Annotated in this window: 16 protein-coding genes and 3 tRNA genes; 8 read left to right on the forward strand and 11 right to left on the reverse strand. The window is 55.7% G+C overall.

Annotation, left to right across the window (positions count from 1 at the left end):
- Positions 1–126: 126 nt before the first annotated feature.
- Together TH5_RS06730 and TH5_RS06735 are read right to left on the reverse strand one after the other, a co-directional pair.
- Positions 127–200: transfer RNA gene (locus tag TH5_RS06730), tRNA-Gly, on the reverse strand.
- A 36-nt stretch (positions 201–236) separates the two neighbouring features.
- Positions 237–321: transfer RNA gene (locus TH5_RS06735), tRNA-Tyr, on the reverse strand.
- 194 nt (positions 322–515) lie between these two features.
- On the opposite strand from TH5_RS06735, the gene rlmB reads away from it, so the two are divergent.
- Both rlmB and TH5_RS06745 read left to right on the forward strand, forming a co-directional pair.
- A complete protein-coding gene (gene rlmB / locus TH5_RS06740) occupies positions 516–1394 on the forward strand; it encodes a 23S rRNA (guanosine(2251)-2'-O)-methyltransferase RlmB (protein WP_114121219.1) in 879 nt (292 codons plus the stop codon).
- A 154-nt stretch (positions 1395–1548) separates the two neighbouring features.
- Positions 1549–1625 (forward strand) — tRNA-Thr (locus tag TH5_RS06745).
- 61 nt (positions 1626–1686) lie between these two features.
- On the opposite strand, the gene TH5_RS06750 is transcribed toward TH5_RS06745, so the two are convergent.
- Together TH5_RS06750 and TH5_RS06755 are read right to left on the reverse strand one after the other, a co-directional pair.
- Positions 1687–2319: a LysE family translocator gene (locus TH5_RS06750; RefSeq protein ID WP_062959194.1), complete on the reverse strand. Its 633-nt coding sequence runs from the start codon at positions 2317–2319 to the stop codon at positions 1687–1689.
- Between the two features lie 271 nt (positions 2320–2590).
- Entirely contained in the window at positions 2591–3187 is a 597-nt protein-coding gene (locus tag TH5_RS06755) for a TetR/AcrR family transcriptional regulator (RefSeq protein ID WP_062959195.1), read from the reverse strand.
- A 171-nt stretch (positions 3188–3358) separates the two neighbouring features.
- Here TH5_RS06755 and TH5_RS06760 point away from each other — a divergent pair, with 171 nt between their 5' ends.
- Positions 3359–3751 carry a RidA family protein gene (locus TH5_RS06760; RefSeq protein WP_114121220.1) on the forward strand — a complete coding sequence of 131 codons (393 nt, stop codon included), beginning with the start codon at positions 3359–3361 and terminating at the stop codon, positions 3749–3751.
- A 61-nt stretch (positions 3752–3812) separates the two neighbouring features.
- Positions 3813–4205, forward strand: coding sequence for a RidA family protein (locus TH5_RS06765; RefSeq protein ID WP_114121221.1), 393 nt, complete (start codon positions 3813–3815; stop codon positions 4203–4205).
- A gap of 84 nt (positions 4206–4289) precedes the next feature.
- Here the strand turns inward: TH5_RS06765 and TH5_RS06770 are convergent, their stop codons facing one another.
- From TH5_RS06770 to TH5_RS06800, 7 genes are all read right to left on the reverse strand, one after another.
- Positions 4290–5171 carry an isocitrate lyase/PEP mutase family protein gene (locus TH5_RS06770; protein ID WP_114121222.1) on the reverse strand — a complete coding sequence of 294 codons (882 nt, stop codon included), beginning with the start codon at positions 5169–5171 and terminating at the stop codon, positions 4290–4292.
- A gap of 8 nt (positions 5172–5179) precedes the next feature.
- A complete protein-coding gene (locus TH5_RS06775; protein WP_114121223.1) occupies positions 5180–6448 on the reverse strand; it encodes a TRAP transporter large permease in 1269 nt (422 codons plus the stop codon).
- On the reverse strand, positions 6445–6933 hold the full coding sequence (locus TH5_RS06780) for a TRAP transporter small permease (RefSeq protein ID WP_114121224.1): 489 nt from the start codon (positions 6931–6933) through the stop codon (positions 6445–6447). Before TH5_RS06780 ends, TH5_RS06775 begins: the two co-directional genes overlap by 4 nt.
- A 164-nt stretch (positions 6934–7097) precedes the next feature.
- Positions 7098–8096: a TRAP transporter substrate-binding protein gene (locus TH5_RS06785; protein ID WP_114121225.1), complete on the reverse strand. Its 999-nt coding sequence runs from the start codon at positions 8094–8096 to the stop codon at positions 7098–7100.
- Positions 8097–8392: 296 nt separating this feature from the next.
- Positions 8393–8932: a GNAT family N-acetyltransferase gene (locus TH5_RS06790; RefSeq protein ID WP_114121226.1), complete on the reverse strand. Its 540-nt coding sequence runs from the start codon at positions 8930–8932 to the stop codon at positions 8393–8395.
- Positions 8933–8953: 21 nt separating this feature from the next.
- Positions 8954–9499 carry a helix-turn-helix transcriptional regulator gene (locus TH5_RS06795; protein ID WP_114121227.1) on the reverse strand — a complete coding sequence of 182 codons (546 nt, stop codon included), beginning with the start codon at positions 9497–9499 and terminating at the stop codon, positions 8954–8956.
- Between the two features lie 300 nt (positions 9500–9799).
- Positions 9800–10135 (reverse strand): rhodanese-like domain-containing protein, encoded by a 336-nt coding sequence (locus TH5_RS06800; protein WP_114121228.1) that lies wholly within the window; start codon positions 10133–10135, stop codon positions 9800–9802.
- A gap of 98 nt (positions 10136–10233) precedes the next feature.
- On the opposite strand from TH5_RS06800, the gene TH5_RS25275 reads away from it, so the two are divergent.
- From TH5_RS25275 to TH5_RS06815, 4 genes are all read left to right on the forward strand, one after another.
- Positions 10234–10554, forward strand: a complete 321-nt coding sequence (locus TH5_RS25275; RefSeq protein ID WP_147250058.1) for a hypothetical protein — start codon at positions 10234–10236, stop codon at positions 10552–10554.
- 240 nt (positions 10555–10794) lie between these two features.
- On the forward strand, positions 10795–12741 hold the full coding sequence (locus tag TH5_RS06805) for a PrkA family serine protein kinase (RefSeq protein WP_097050743.1): 1947 nt from the start codon (positions 10795–10797) through the stop codon (positions 12739–12741).
- Positions 12742–12888: 147 nt separating this feature from the next.
- Complete coding sequence (locus TH5_RS06810) at positions 12889–14238, forward strand: YeaH/YhbH family protein (RefSeq protein WP_114121229.1); 1350 nt, start codon at positions 12889–12891, stop codon at positions 14236–14238.
- On the forward strand, positions 14235–15842 hold the full coding sequence (locus TH5_RS06815; protein ID WP_385968206.1) for a SpoVR family protein: 1608 nt from the start codon (positions 14235–14237) through the stop codon (positions 15840–15842). Before TH5_RS06810 ends, TH5_RS06815 begins: the two co-directional genes overlap by 4 nt.
- The last annotated feature ends 121 nt before the right edge of the window (positions 15843–15963 follow it).

Genomic DNA, 15963 nt, shown 5'->3' on the forward strand with positions numbered 1-15963 from the left:
GTGCCAACGTTCACGTGCGGTTTTGTACGCGCAAACTTTTCTTTAGCCATTACACTCAGATCCTAATCCGAACCAAAAAAAACACGTAAGAACCCACCGCACGAGCCGACGGGATCATATAAAATCTGGAGCGGGTGAAGGGAATCGAACCCTCGTCGTAAGCTTGGAAGGCTTCTGCTCTACCATTGAGCTACACCCGCATATTCTCTTTGCGAGCTCTCGCGAGGGCGAGAGAATGGTGGAGGGGGCAGGATTCGAACCTGCGTAGACTAAGTCGGCGGATTTACAGTCCGCTGCATTTGACCGCTCTGCCACCCCTCCATCAGGGTCAAAACGTTGTCGGGGTTAACCCCCGGCTTCGTTCGGCGAGGGAGGGAATACGTTGCAGGGCCCTTCCTTGTCAACAGCAAAAAAAACACGAAATCGTATTTCCTTTCCTATATGTTCCCCATGCTTTCGTTCCAAAGCGAAACAAAGTGCATTCACACCCTTACCGTCCGGAGGTTTCCGCCATTATGTCGCGTCGCAACAATTCACGTTCTGCCAACCGTTCGACCGGAACGGGTCCGGGCGACAGCTTCCCGCAAGACGATGATAAACGTGACGGCAATTCGCGTCGCGGACGAAAACGCGGTCGTGACGGCGGCAATGCAAGCAACGCTTCGCGCCTGATTCTGTTTGGCCGTCATCCGGTTCTGAACGCGATTTACAATCCGCAACGCACGATTCACAAAATCTGGGCGTCCGAGGCCGTGCGCGACGAAATCGTTGCCGCCCTCGCCGATACCGAACGCACCGATGTCCAGCTGGACGCCGCCGGGCGCACAGATCTTGATGAAATGCTGCCGCCGGGCACCGTCCATCAGGGCATGGCCATGCATTGCGCCCCCCTGCCCCAGATTTCCGTCGAAGAACTGATCGCCGATACCCGCGATGAAGAACAATGCACGGTCCTGATCCTTGATCAGGTCACTGACCCGCACAATGTCGGTGCGATTCTCCGCAGTGCGGCCGCCTTTGGTGCGGCTGCCGTCATCGTGCCCGACCGTCACGCCCCGCCGGAAACCGGCGTTCTGGCCAAATCGGCCAGCGGCGCGCTGGAAACCGTGCCCTATATTCATGCGGGCAACCTCAACCACACCATCGAAAAACTCAAAGCCGCCCACTTCTGGCTGGCGGGCATGGATGGTTATGCCGAACAGACCCTGGCAGAGGCCAAGCTGAAGGGCCGTGTCGGAATCGTCATGGGCTCCGAAGGTGACGGCCTGCGCCGCCTGACGCGCGAAAATTGCGATTTCCTCGTCAAACTGCCGATGTCGGACCGTATCGAAAGCCTCAACGTATCGAACGCGGCCGCGGTTGCCCTTTACGAACTGTACCGGACACGCGGCTGAAAACCTTTGGCGAATCCCGTGATGCCAAACCGGCATCACAGCGCGCGGACAACCGCGACAGGACCGTGATTTTCAGGGAAGCAATTTTCTGATCTTTTCCCTGTTTCAAAGTCTTGCATTCGCGAACGGCCCGGATTATGTTTCGCGCCGCTTGGCCGGCATAGCTATAATTGGTAGAGCAGCGGATTTGTAATCCGAAGGTTGGGAGTTCGAGTCTCTCTGCCGGCACCATTAAAAGAAAACCCCGCATCGCCTTTTTGGCTGCGGGGTTTTCTTTTGGCTGATGGATGATCTAGTTCGCGATCATCCGCCCACCCAGCAAAACAAACGCCGTCCCCATCACGCCCTGAATGGCGCGGTAGGCGCGGCGATAAACGCGCATGACGGCCTCGGTTGAAAAGAACCACGCCAGCGCTAGATGCCAACCAAATGAAAACGTCGTCGTGCCCAGCACAATCGCAAGCCCGACCCAGCCCGGTGCATCGGGCCGAAGCACAATCGACATGATCGAAAACCAGAAAAGGGCAGCCTTGGGATTGCTCATCTGCACCAGAAGTCCGCGCCGGACATAGCGCCACAAAGGGCGATCCGCCTTCGCATCCGACACCGGAACCTCAAGCCCCTGCCCCCGGCTTTTATAGGCACTGCGAAGCGCCATGAACCCCATATAGATCAGATACCCACCGCCGATCCAGCGAAGGGCAATCGCCACTTCCTCGGACGCGGCAAGGATCGCGGTCAGGCCCAGAACCGTCATCGTCGACCAGCAGATCGTACCCGTCCCGATGCCAAGCGCAATCCCCAGTCCCGCCCGGCGCGACACCGTCATCGAGGCGCTTGTCACCGCCAGAAAATTCGGACCGGGCGACATTACCGCCATGGCAAAAATCGCATAGGCGGTCAGAAGATAGGGGACATATTCCATCGCGTCCTCGGATTTTATGGTGGCTGGCGGTTTGGACCGTCATGCGGGATTTGCGCGATAGTGCCAGTTTTTCGGTAACACGGGAACGGGAATCCCGTGCAATCTCTCCCTGCCCCGGCATCGAAACCGCGGCACGATCGCCCCCCGCTTCCGCGGGAGCGACGGGCAGATTTGTAAAGGCCCCCAAACGTCATGCCCGCGAAGGCGGGCATCCAGTCAGCGGTACGACAAACTCAATACGTTGGCATTGTCGTCTTACCGCCAGGGGACACTATCGTTTCTCGACCAGAAACCCCTCGGCCATAAGGCTGAAGGCATCAACCGCCTTGGGCAAGGCTGATTTCGGATCATCGCTGTCTGCGACCCACAAGGCCGCATTCAGCGCGGCACCACAAAGAAGACGCGCAGCCGCATCGATATCAACTGGCTTCATAACGCCGTCCGCGATCAATTTCCCGACCACCTGTTTCGTTGCTTCCAGACACGCATTCTGACTCGGCCAGTGCGACGGATCCCCCAGAAAGGCCGGACCATCCAGCAGCACGATCCTGCGCACCTCGGGATCAAGCGCCATCGCGATATAGGCCGCACCTTCGGCCAGAAGCTGTTCCCACTCGTCCCCGGCATCAGCACTGGCGGCCTGGGCGCGTGCGACCATCTCGCCATCGACCCGCGCCACCACGGCCGCAAGCAGCCCCTTCTTGTCACCGAAATTGTGATAAAGCGCGCCCCGCGTCAGACCAACCGATGCCGTCATCTCATCCATCGATGATGCGGCAAATCCCTGTGATCCGAATGCCTTGCGCCCCGCGGAAATAAGCTTTTCGCGGTTTTCTTCCATCGTTTCCTGGCGACGTCGTACAGCCATTGCATGTCTCCTTTTTGATTGCCTGACATATATCATTTCACATACGTCACGTATATAAAACTTGACATACGCCGTGTATCTGATTTTTATATACGCATCGTATGTGAAATTGCACGCCGGATACAACTCCGTCGGCAGCATTTTCAGACACACATAAAAGGAGAAATCCAGATGGCACAGCGTAACGCCATTTTCCCCGCCGGTCGGCATGACCTTTACGAAAATCAAACCTATTCCGCCGCGATCAAATCGGACGATCTTCTTTTCGTCTCCGGTCAGGTCGGCAGCCGCTCTGATGGCTCACCCGAACCGGATTTCGAGGCACAGGTCCGCCTTGCATTTGCCAACCTTGAAGCAACGCTTAAGGCAGGTGGTGCCACGCTTGACGACATCGTCGATGTCACGACCTTCCACACCGATCCCGAAAATCAGTTCGAAACGATCATGAAGGTAAAGGGCGAGGTTTTCCCCGAAGCCCCCTATCCGAACTGGACGGCAATCGGTGTCAATTGGTTGGCCGGGTACGACTTTGAAATCAAGGTCATTGCCCGCATTCCGGGCTGAAGACCTGAACCGGATAAAACCGGCATCAACATTTTCCATACAGACACAAAGGATAATCCACATGGCACAGCGTAACGCCGTTTTCCCCGCCAACCGGCACGCCCTTTATGCCGAACACGGCTATTCCGCGGCGATCAAATCGGGCGACCTTCTGTTCGTTTCAGGTCAGGTCGGCAGCCGAACCGACGGTTCCCCAGAACCGGATTTCGAGGCACAGGTTCGTCTGGCATTCGCCAATCTTGAAGCAACGCTTAAGGCAGGTGGCTGCACGCTTGACGATATCGTCGATGTCACGACCTTCCACACCGATCCCGAAAATCAGTTTGAAACGATCATGAAGGTGAAAGGTGACGTCTTCCCCGAATCCCCCTATCCGAACTGGACGGCAATCGGGGTGAACTGGCTGGCCGGGTTTGATTTCGAAATCAAGGTCATCGCCCGTGTTCCGGACTGATGATCACCGGACTCAAAACGCAAAACGGCGCGCGAGGGGGTTCTCGCGCGCCGTTTGACGTAATATCAGATTACTTCTCGTCCCCTACCCGCGTTTCGACGTCGCATAGCGTTCCGATTCCTCGTAATAGGCATCAAAGCCGATGCGATTGCGCAACTGGCCCCAATCCATCAACATATCGGTGCGCGGCTTGCCCGCCTTCATCAATTGCAGGGTTTCGACCATCGCCTTCATCGCGGCTGCCATAAGCGATAATGGATAGGCCGCGATCTGATAGCCGATATCACTCAGTTCTTCGGGTGTCAGATCGGGGGTTTCGCCGCCCTCGACGATATTGGCCATTTTCGGCCCCGGCAGTGCGGCACAAAGCTCGCGCATTTCCGCAACCGTTTTCGGGGCTTCGACAAACAGGATATCCGCCCCCAGTTCGGCAAATTTCGCGGCCCGGTCAATCGCCTCGCTCAAACCATGCTGATGACGGGCATCGGTACGCGCGAGTATCAGGATATCCGCCCCGGCTTCCCGTGCATCGACGGCGGCCTTGATACGATCAAACGCCTCGTCCCGGCCAACAACTTCCTTGCCCTTGGTATGGCCGCAACGCTTCGGCGCAAGCTGATCCTCGATCATCACCGCGGCACAGCCTGCCTTGGCAAAGCCCGCCACGGTGCGTTTCACATTCATCGCATTGCCATATCCGGTATCGCCATCACCGATTACCGGGATCGAAACCGCATCGGTGATGTTGCGTGCCTGATCAAGGACTTCACCATAAGACATCAGGCCAAGATCAGGTTCGCCGATCCGCGATGCAGCGGCCGAAAAGCCCGACATGAAAGTCAGGCCAAAACCTTCCTGTTCGATCAGTTTCGCCGACAACGCATCAAAGCAGCACGGCATGGTGATCAGATCGCCGGTTGCCAGAAGCGCACGGAGTTTATCGGCGGGTGACGTTTGTTTGATCATTGGTAACTTCACAGTTTAAAGGGAATATACAGGGCAAGATCATGCCAGACATACAGAATGGCCGCGGTCAGGAACATCAGAAGCAGGAATGGCAACACACCGCGCGCCACTTCGCCCAATCGCGTTTTCGCCACCGACTGAATGACATAAAGGTTGAGCCCCACCGGTGGCGTGATCAACGCACATTCAACCATGATCACCATATAGACCCCAAACCAGATCGGATCGAAGCCAAGTGCCAGGGCCGCCGGCAACAGAACCGGGGTCATGATCAGCACCATCGAAAGCGCTTCAAACACCAGCCCCATGATCAGCAATACGACCGTCACGACGAGGATAAAGCCAAGTTCGGTATCGATCCCCTGGGTGATCATCATCGAGATATCCTGCGGGATACGATACAGCGTGATCGCCTTGCCAAACACCTTGGCCCCGGCAATGATCAGGATGATCGCAACCGTGGTCGCCATGGTATCAAAAATCGCAAGCTTCAACGCCTTCCAGGTCAGAACCCGCATCGCCGCCGTAATCAGAAGGGCAGCGGCAAAGCCGATGGCCGCGGCCTCGGTCGGGGTGAAGGCCCCGGAATAGATCCCCGATATGATCAGCACCGCCAGAAGGACGGCAGGCAGGGCCTTTAACGTGGCGCGCTTGCGTTCATCCCATCCACGTTTGGGTTCGCGTTCCTGCCCGCCAAACCGGGCATAGATCATCGAATAAACGATAAACAGCAACAGCAACGCAATGCCCGGCCCGACCCCGGCAAGGAAAAGCGCAATCACCGATTCTTCTGTGACAAAGCCATAAATGATCATCGGGATTGATGGCGGGATCAGGATGCCAAGTGTGCCGCCCGCCGCCATCAGGCCATAGACGAAACGCTTGTTATAGCCGCGCTGGACCATTTCCGGGATGGCGACCGTGCCAATCGTGGCTGCGGTTGCCACCGACGATCCTGAAATTGCGGCAAACACGCCACACGACAGGATGGTCGCCACCGCAAGCCCGCCCGGCCAATGACCGACCCATGCGCTGACCGCGGCAAACAGGTCATTGCCGACCCCGGCACGCAGCAGGATGTTGGACATCAAAAGGAACAGCGGCACCGACAGCAGGATAAAACCATCCAGTGTCGACAAGATCGCCTGGGGGGCCATCAGCGGCGAAAAGCCGCCAATAATCAGCATGCCAAGACCAAGCCCGCCCAGCGCAAAGGCCACCGGCACACGGATCAGCAGCAAGGCGAACATTGCCGCAAGTGTCAGGATAATCGTCATTCGTGCGCCCCTTCCGGAATATCCTTGCCGCGAATCACGCCGACAATTTCAATGACGGCCTGAACAGCCAGAAGCGCAAAACCGATCACGACCGGGATTTCCGCAACCCACGCCGGAAGGTCAAGCATCGTGCCGCTGGTGCGGCCGCGCTCGAAGCTTTCAAAAAAGATGTCCCAGCCCTTGATCGTCACCAGAACGGAAAACACCAGAACCACCGCCATCGCGATGATTTCAAGCAAACGGCGCATCCCCGGCTTGCAAAGCCGGGTGACCGCATCGACGGAAATATGCCGCCGTGCCGCCAATGCCCAGGGCATGCCAAGCAGTGATCCCCAGATCAGGCAAAGCTGCGAAAGCTCTGCCGCCCAGATGGTGGGACGAATAAAGAAATAACGGGCCACGACCTCATAGGTCAGCATCACGCCCGCTGCGACAAACAGCAGGGCCGCGATCCAGGCCAGCAAAAGCATCAAACGATCAAACATGATAAAAATCCTGGCCGTGCCGGGATGGTGGCCTCCGGTCGCGACCGCCTCCTGAAATGAGAGACTGGTGAATAGATGAAAAGACATCACCGCAACGGCGGGGCCGCCGAAAATGCGATGATGTCTTCTTTATTGGCAGTTCAGTTTGCAATCACCGGCAAGGCTTAAAGCTTGCTGGCCGCATCAAAGACCTGCTTGCCCAGATCACCGGTATGGTTGAGGAATTCCTCGTAAACCGGTTTGGCAACTTCACGCCATGCCGCCATTTCCTCTTCGGTCGGGGTATAGACGGTCATGCCGTTGGCTTTGGCTTCTTCATAGGCTTCGGCTTCGATCGATGACATTCGATCACGCACGTCTTTTTCCGCATTCATTGCCGCGGTCGAAATGATGTCGCGCTGCGCATCCGAAAGGCCGTTCCAGAAATCGGTATTGATCACCACGATGAATTCAACATCGGCATCGTTGGTGGCGGTCACGGTATCCATGACTTCCCAAAGCTGGCGGGATTTGACGCCCGACATGCCGGTCATGCCGACATCAACCGTGCCACGCTGATAGGCGATATACTGCTCGGACCCGGAAATAAGGGTCGGCGCACCGCCAGCCGCTGAAATGAAATCGCCCTGGGTTTTGGAAAATACGCGGACTTTCTGACCTTTAAGACCTTCGGGGCCTTTGATCGGGCCACCGTTCGACAGCATGATCGATCCGCCATATGCCTGCCACCACAGGACGGTCGCGCCGGTATCGGCAATCGCCTCGTCAAGCGGGCCACGCACCGGCGATCCCTTGGCAACCGCGGCACGGACTTTCTCTTCGGAATCAAGAAGGAACGGCTGATAGAACACGTCGACCGCCGGAACATCACCGACATAACGGGTCAGCGATGCCACACCCATTTCAATCGCCCCGGAACCGACGGCGGCGGGAACTTCCTTGTCCTTGTAAAGCTGCGCACTGTCATAAATCTCGACCGCGATCTCGCCGTTCGATTTTTCCTCGACCTCGTTCTTGAACATCAAAAGGTTCTGACCAAGGTGGCTTTTCATCGGCAGTTGCAGCGAAATCCGCAATGTCAGATCGGCTGCAATGGCACTATGGGTCATGCCGGTAAAACCAACGGCAGCCATCAGGGCCGCCGCAAGGGCAAATTTCTTCATGACGAACGTCCTCCGGGGTTTTTTATTTTATACAAAAGCTTTCAGGCGCAAAGATGCGCTCAACCCGGTTTGGCATTCAAGATGTTTTGGTCATACCACTGTCACACGCATTAACCCTTAGTGCGCTGCACAGCAGCATGAAGGTCTTCTGTTCCGGGGGAAAGCGCCCTGCCCGGCAATCACATGCTGCAATGCAAAAAGTGAATAATCGGGCTGATTATTCACTTTTTCTACGCAATCTGGCATGCCAGAAAAGCGGTTTTGAATACAGAATACGGGAATCGTTCACCTGCGCGTTAATTGGCAAGCCGCTTATACATCACCGTCGTTGCGCTCAGCTTTTCGGAAAACGGATCGCGGGCATAGGCCGGGATCACGCCCGCCGTTTCAAAACCGAGCGAGGCATAAAGCGGCTCGGCACTGTCGCCTGTTCTCGTATCAAGTGTCAGCAGGTGACGCCTCTGTTCAAACGCCCGGCTCTCAAGCGCCTCCATCAGTTTCCGCGCAATGCCCATGCGGCGATAGTGCGGATGCACCATCAGTTTGCAGACCTCGCCACGATGGACCTGATTGGGCATGGTGGCGCAATCAAGCTGCACGGTTCCGACCACCTTGCTGCCGTCTAACAGCGCCACGAACAGATCGCGTCTGCCGCCCCGCATCGCAGGCAGAACCATGTCGCGCCAGAAGCCAATTGCGGCGGCGGCATCAAACGGCTCGATAAATCCGATGCTGGCCCCGTCATGCACGCAGGCATGCAGCATCTCGCCAAACGCCTCCAGGTGGCTTTCAAGCTGATCGGCGTCAAAGCTTGCAATGGTGATCTTGTCGCTCATTTTTTTGGGGGCCTCATACTTTCATACGATGAAAAGGTGATAGATCGCGCCTTTATCGGCGGGGGCTTCAAAGCTGCTGGGGCCTGAAAGCCGGTATCGCAGGCAATCCCCGACATTCAGCACATAGGCCTTGCCTTCCACCGTGATATGCAGTTGCCCTGCCAGCATCACCAGATGATGTTCAAGCCCTGGGCGTGGTGATCCCTCGTATTCGATCCGTGCGCCGGGATCGAGTTCGCATTCGATGACTTCCGCCATCAGCCCCTGCGCGGGTGGCGAAACCGTCCGTCGGAAAAAACCGGTCTCCAGGTCGGCCCAGGTCCGCTGCAAACCGCGATAAACAAGCGGTTTGAACTCGTCCTCGACCATCTGTATCAGGCGCGACATCGGCAGGCCATAGGCGGCACAAAGCTTGCCCAGAACATGCGCTGTCGGACTGACCTCGCCATTCTCAAGCCGCGACAGGCTGGCCCGGCTGACGTCACTGCGTGCGGCCAGCTCCTCAAGCGACCATCCCCGCTCCGCCCGCAACGCCCCCAACCGCTCCGCAATCCTCCGATCCATCATCCCATCACCTCAAATTCGACAACATGGGAATTAATCCCATATATGAGAAATCGTCAACGAGAATCGATGTGGTTGTTGGAGGAGGTGGCGTATGGAGCGGGAGTGGGGGGACTAGGACGAGAACGAGAACGAGAACGAGAACAAGGAAGGGAGAATACGAGGAAGGGATGAGGATGAGGAAGGGAGAGGGTCTGTGGGTAGGCGTGTTGGCCTAGAGGACCTGTTCCAGTTTGGTTTGCGATTCTTGGTGTTCGGGCTGTGGATACGATGGCGGATAGAGGGAAAGGCGCGTGGCGTTTGTTAGGCTTGGGTTAGGTCAAATCCGTCGCGGATCCAGCTTTGCAGGCCGCCTTTGAGGTTCATCACCTTGCAGTCGAGGTGGGGCAAAACGGCGTTGGCGGCGCCAAAAGATCGTTGTCCGACGGCACAAATGAAGACCAGATCCGTCTCTTTATCGTCGGCAAGGTCGACAAGTGCCGGAATGTCGAAATTCGAGGTCGGCATATTGATCGCCCCGCTGATATGGCCGGACTTAAATTCGTCGGGTTCGCGGACATCAATCAGGGTCACATTGCCCTGTGCGATCAGGTGATCAAGTTCACCACTTTCGACGAAATTCACGCTACCATCGGTCATTCGATACTTCCCTTCGGGGCGGGTTTGGCGCACAGTAGAAAGACAGAACTGATATAATTTTGCTGTTCGACTGTGCAATTGCAAAATGGGTACGGCGGATGTTTTCCCCGCCCGGGCAAGCTATTCCCGATGTCGGGTCCGGTCACTTTGAATTGATCGTTTCGCATGCGTTTTTACCAACAATATTCGGAAGTTGGGCATTGCGGAATGAAACCGGAAGCCCCACGTCAAAGGGACAAGGTTACAGGAGCAGACCATATCCGGGTGCATTCACCGGCAACGTCTGCCCGCAACAAAAAGTGACTTTTGGCCGCCGCATGCCGGGGCTGCAAAATTTCCATCGCTGGTTGCAAATATTGCAAGCCATTCTAAAAAGTCATCAAAGCCGTTTTCTTTGCCAATATCTGGCAGACCTTTAAACGAACCTTAAATAAAGTTCATTAGTTTATTTACTCACCGCCCGCTTAAACGAGATGTTTATTTCGGGCGTAGACAGAATGAACGGCGGCTATTTTCAATGCCACCGCAGTGCAGCAAAATCCGCCGCACTCATACAACAGGATCGGGCCCCGCCATCTGGCCGGTACGCCCCAAGATCAAAAGAATACAGGAAACGACATCTGACAGAAGTGCGATAACGTTGGAAAGGAGACCGCGCCATGGCTGAAGACAAGGACATCTTCGAGCTGTATGCGGAAGGCTATGACGGAAAACGCGAAACCGAACTAACCATCCGGGACTATCTTAATCTATGTCGCGATGATCCATCGGCCTACGCCTCCGCAGCCGAGCGGATGATCAAGGCAATCGGCGAACCCGAAATGATCGACACCTCGACCGATTCCCGTCTCGGCCGAATTTTCCTGAACCGCACCATCAAACGATATCCCGCCTTCGAGGATTTCTTCGGCATGGAAGAAACCATCGAACGGATCGTCGGTTTCTTCAAATACGCAGCCCAGGGCCTGGAAGAACGCAAACAGGTTCTTTACCTGCTAGGCCCGGTTGGCGGCGGTAAAAGTTCGCTTGCCGAACGGTTAAAGGAACTGATGGAAGTCGAGCCGATCTATGTGCTCAAAGCTGGCGATCAGATCAGCCCGGTTTTCGAAAGTCCGCTTGGCCTGTTTAACCCGGCCAAGATGGGTGATGCGATCGAAGACAAATACGGCATTCCCAAACGCCGCCTGACCGGGCTTATGTCGCCCTGGGCGGTCAAACGGCTGGACGAGTTTGGTGGCGATCTTTCGAAATTCTCGGTCGTTAAGCTGATCCCGTCGCGCCTGCGTCAGATTGCGATTGCCAAAACCGAGCCGGGCGATGAGAACAACCAGGATATTTCGTCGCTGGTCGGCAAGGTCGATATCCGCAAACTTGAATATTACAGCCAGAACGATCCGGATGCGTACAGCTATTCCGGCGGGCTTAACCGCGCCAATCAGGGGCTTCTTGAATTTGTCGAGATGTTCAAGGCCCCGATCAAGATGCTGCATCCGTTGCTGACGGCAACGCAGGAAAGTAACTATATCGGCACTGAAAACCTTGGTGCGATCCCGTTCCAGGGCCTTATTCTGGCGCATTCGAACGAGGCCGAGTGGCAAACCTTCAAGGCCAATAAAAACAACGAGGCCTTTATCGACCGTATCAGCGTGATCAAGGTCCCCTATTGCCTGCGGGTGACAGAGGAAACACAGATTTACGACAAGCTGTTGCAGGGGTCCGAACTGGAACAGGGGGCATGTGCGCCCGGTACGCTTAAAATGCTGGCACAGTTTTCGGTCCTGTCGCGTTTGCAGGAACACGAGAATTCAAACCTGTATTCCAAGATGCGGGTCTATGACGGCGAGACATTGAAAGATGTCGACCCCAAAGCCAAGTCGATGCAGGAATATCGCGACACCGCCAGCGTCGACGAGGGCATGGACGGCATTTCGACACGGTTTGCCTTCAAGGTGCTTTCGGAAACCTTCAACCACGACACCCACGAGGTCGCGGCCGACCCGGTCCATCTTATGTATGTGCTGGAACAGGCGATCCGGCGCGAACAATATCCCGAGGAACGCGAGAAGGATTATATGGATTTCATCAAATCCGAGCTGGCACCGCGCTATGCGGAGTTCATCGGGGCGGAAATCCAGAAGGCCTATCTAGAAAGTTATTCCGATTACGGCCAGAACCTGTTTGACCGTTATGTCGCCTATGCCGATGCATGGATCGAGGATCAGGACTTCAAGGATCCAGATACCGGTCAGTTGCTGGATCGGAAAATCATCGATCAGGAGCTTTCCAAGATCGAAAAACCGGCGGGTATCGCCAATCCGAAGGATTTCCGTAACGAGGTCGTCAAGTTCGCCCTGCGTGCACGTGCCAATAACAAGGGCAAGAACCCGGCATGGACGTCTTATGAAAAACTGCGCGAAGTCATCGAAAAACGCATGTTCAGCCAGGTCGAAGACCTGCTGCCGGTGATTTCCTTCGGGTCGAAAAAAGACAGCGACACCGAGAAGAAGCATAACGAGTTCGTCAAACGCATGATTGATCGTAACTATACCGAACGTCAGACCCGCCGTCTGGTCGAATGGTACATGCGTGTCAATAAGGCCGGTTGAGCCCCAAGCTGCGGCTTTGCCGACCCGCACCGGGCGGTTTGTCCCCTTGTCCGCCCGGTGCACCGAGTTCCCGGTCGACGGTTTTCCAACGAGCCGCCGGCCGGGGTTCTCGAAACGACAGATGCGCAAGCAAGGATGTGATTGCCCATGCTTTATATCGTCGACCGCCGCAAGAACCCGAAAGGCAAAAGCCTTGGCAACCGGCAGCGCTTTATGCGGCGTGCCAAAGCACAGATCAAAAAAGCAGTAGAAGACACCATCCGCACCCGCGGCATCACCGATATCAATAGCGGCGATTCCATCACCATCCCGGGCAAGACCCTGCATGAACCGGGCTTCCATCACGCGCGACGCGGCGGGGATCGTAATTATGTCCTGCCCGGCAATAAAAAGTTTGTCCCTGGCGACCGGATCGCGCGTCCGCAAAGTGGTGATGGCGGTGCGGGCGGATCACAAGCCAGCCCCGATGGCGACGGTGAAGACGAATTTCAGTTCACCCTGTCGCGTGACGAGTTCCTTGATATCTTTTTCGAAGATCTGGAACTGCCCGACCTTTTGAAAAAAAGCCTGAAACAGACCACCGCCTTTCGCACGGCGCGCGCGGGTTTTTCATCGGACGGAACGCCCGCCAACCTTAGCCTTGTGCGCACGATGCGCAATTCTCTGGCGCGCCGGATTGGCCTGCGCCGCCCGAAAACCGCCGAAATCCGCGACCTTGAAGAAAAAATCGCCGCCCTTCAGGCCAAGGCCGAAAAACGCCCGTCCGGCAAACTGACCAAGCCCGATGAGGATACCCTTCACATGTTGCTGGCCGATCTTGAAGAAGCCAAGCGCCGCATGAAGGCGATCCCGTTCATTGATCCCATCGACACGCGATACAACCAGTTTCAGCAAATCCCCGATCCGAATACCCAGGCCGTCATGTTCTGTCTGATGGATGTGTCGGGATCGATGTCCGAACAGATGAAGGAACTGGCGAAACGGTTCTTCATGCTGCTGCATCTGTTTTTGCATCGCCGCTACGAACATGTCGATGTGGTGTTTATCCGCCATACATCGCGGGCAGCCGAGGTGGATGAAGAAACATTTTTCTATTCACGCGAAACCGGCGGCACCATCGTTTCCACCGCGTTAGAGGAAATGAAACGGGTGCTGAAAGATCGTTACCCGACCGATCAGTGGAACATCTATGCCGCGCAGGCATCGGACGGGGACAATTATTCCAATGACGGGGCGAAATGCACGGCGTTGCTGGCCGAGGACCTTTTGCCGAAATGCCAGTATTACGCCTATATCGAAATCACCGACGAGCGCGAGGCCGAGATTTTTTCGTCCGCCGAAGGAGAAACCGCCCTTTGGAAGGCCTATGCCCCGGTTGCCCGCGCCAATGCGCGATTTGCCCTTAAACGGGTAACCAAGGCCGCCGATATCTTCCCGGTCTTCCGGGAACTGTTTGCCAAGAACCGTGCAGAAAAACTAAGCGGGGTCAAAGGATGACCGAGAAACGCACGACCAAAGCGGACATGGAAAAAACAGCCGCATCCGATAGCGCGCCCGGACTTCTGTTTTCCGGTGCGGATTGGGATTTCAACACCCTGAAAGCCACCTATGACGCGATTGAGGATATCGCGATCAACGAACTGAAGCTGAATGTCTATCCCAATCAGGTGGAGGTGATCACATCCGAGCAGATGCTGGATGCCTATTCATCCATCGGCATGCCGTTGATGTATCACCACTGGTCGTTCGGCAAACGGTTCGTGCGCGACGATGTGATGTATCGCAAGGGATATCAGGGCCTTGCCTATGAGATCGTGATCAATTCCAACCCCTGCATTTCCTATGTGATGGAAGAAAACACCATCGTCATGCAGGCATTGGTGATTGCCCATGCGGCATTTGGCCATAACCATTTCTTCAAGAACAATTACCTGTTCAAACAATGGACCGATGCGGAAGGCATCCTTGATTATCTGCAATTTGCCAAACGCTATATCGCCAAGTGCGAGGACAGGTACGGCTTTGATGCGGTCGAACGGGTTCTGGATGCGGCACATGCCCTGATGGAACAGGGGGTAAACCGGTATTCGCACCCGGAAAAACCCAATCTGGCCGAGGAACTTGAGCGCGAACGCGAACGCGCGAAATACGAGGATGAGACCTATAACGATCTGTGGCGCACCCTGCCCCAGGCCGAAAAGGACGACGAAGACCTTGATGAAATGCGCCGGAAAATGCGGATGGAAGAACGCCGAGCGCAGTTTGGCCTGCCAGAAGAAAACCTGCTTTATTTTCTGGAAAAAAATGCCCCGTCCATGCAGCTCTGGGAACGCGAGATTTTGCGGATCGTGCGCAATATCGGGCAGTATTTCTATCCGCAGAAACAGACCAAGATGATGAATGAAGGCTGTGCGTGCTATGTGCATTACGCGATCATGAACAGCCTGTATGACAAGGGCCTGATTTCCGAAGGTGCGATGATGGAATTCATCGATTACCATTCGCGCGTCGTGTTTCAGGCCGAATATGATGATCCGCGCTATTCCGGGTTCAATCCCTATGCGCTTGGCTTTGCCATGATGCAGGACATTCACCGCATCTGTGTCGACCCGACCGAGGAAGACCGCAAATGGTTCCCCGATATTGCGGGCAATAATGAGCCGATCGAAACCCTGAAAGAAGCATGGGCGCATTACCGCGATGAAAGCTTCATCCTGCAGTTCCTGTCGCCCAAACTGATGCGCGACATGCGGATGTTCCTGATCGAGGATCTGAGTTCCAGCCCGCATCTGGAAGTCGCGGCCATCCATGACGACAATGGATATCGCAAGGTGCGCCGGGCCTTGGCGCGCATGCATGATATTTCAGTCCGCGAACCGGACATGCAGGTGGTGGATGTTGATATTCGTGGCAACCGGCAGCTTTACATCCAGCATACCGAACATGACGGTATCCGGCTTGAAAAGTCCGAAGCGGAAATGACGCTGGGCTATATCGGGCAGTTGTGGGGATATGGTGTGACATTACAGGCAGTCGACCACGAGACCGGCGAAATCCTGCATGAAATGGACTATACCCCCGAAGACCTTGCCAACAGCTGATCCTGGCATTACCGCAGTTTAGCCGCCCCAGAATCCGATCCGTTTCGTTGGAGCACGGCGAAACCGGATTTGCCTTTTTACGCGCCAAAGAAAACCTGAAGCTGTATCAGACAGCAAACTT

Source organism: Thalassospira xianhensis MCCC 1A02616 (assembly GCF_003326475.1).
GTDB lineage: Bacteria > Pseudomonadota > Alphaproteobacteria > Rhodospirillales > Thalassospiraceae > Thalassospira > Thalassospira xianhensis.

Bases quoted from the DNA above. Each gene is read 5' to 3' on its own strand.
- TH5_RS06790 (WP_114121226.1), bottom strand. From the start codon at position 8,932: ATGAGCGACAAGATCACCATTGCAAGCTTTGACGCCGATCAGCTTGAA.
- TH5_RS06785 (WP_114121225.1), bottom strand. From the start codon at position 8,096: ATGAAGAAATTTGCCCTTGCGGCGGCCCTGATGGCTGCCGTTGGTTTT.
- TH5_RS06770 (WP_114121222.1), bottom strand. From the start codon at position 5,171: ATGATCAAACAAACGTCACCCGCCGATAAACTCCGTGCGCTTCTGGCA.
- TH5_RS06815 (WP_385968206.1), top strand. From the start codon at position 14,235: ATGACCGAGAAACGCACGACCAAAGCGGACATGGAAAAAACAGCCGCA.
- TH5_RS06805 (WP_097050743.1), top strand. From the start codon at position 10,795: ATGGCTGAAGACAAGGACATCTTCGAGCTGTATGCGGAAGGCTATGAC.
- TH5_RS06750 (WP_062959194.1), bottom strand. From the start codon at position 2,319: ATGGAATATGTCCCCTATCTTCTGACCGCCTATGCGATTTTTGCCATG.
- TH5_RS06760 (WP_114121220.1), top strand. From the start codon at position 3,359: ATGGCACAGCGTAACGCCATTTTCCCCGCCGGTCGGCATGACCTTTAC.
- rlmB (WP_114121219.1), top strand. From the start codon at position 516: ATGTCGCGTCGCAACAATTCACGTTCTGCCAACCGTTCGACCGGAACG.
- TH5_RS06775 (WP_114121223.1), bottom strand. From the start codon at position 6,448: ATGACGATTATCCTGACACTTGCGGCAATGTTCGCCTTGCTGCTGATC.
- TH5_RS06780 (WP_114121224.1), bottom strand. From the start codon at position 6,933: ATGTTTGATCGTTTGATGCTTTTGCTGGCCTGGATCGCGGCCCTGCTG.
- TH5_RS06810 (WP_114121229.1), top strand. From the start codon at position 12,889: ATGCTTTATATCGTCGACCGCCGCAAGAACCCGAAAGGCAAAAGCCTT.
- TH5_RS06755 (WP_062959195.1), bottom strand. From the start codon at position 3,187: ATGGCTGTACGACGTCGCCAGGAAACGATGGAAGAAAACCGCGAAAAG.
- TH5_RS06800 (WP_114121228.1), bottom strand. From the start codon at position 10,135: ATGACCGATGGTAGCGTGAATTTCGTCGAAAGTGGTGAACTTGATCAC.
- TH5_RS25275 (WP_147250058.1), top strand. From the start codon at position 10,234: ATGTTTTCCCCGCCCGGGCAAGCTATTCCCGATGTCGGGTCCGGTCAC.
- TH5_RS06795 (WP_114121227.1), bottom strand. From the start codon at position 9,499: ATGATGGATCGGAGGATTGCGGAGCGGTTGGGGGCGTTGCGGGCGGAG.
- TH5_RS06765 (WP_114121221.1), top strand. From the start codon at position 3,813: ATGGCACAGCGTAACGCCGTTTTCCCCGCCAACCGGCACGCCCTTTAT.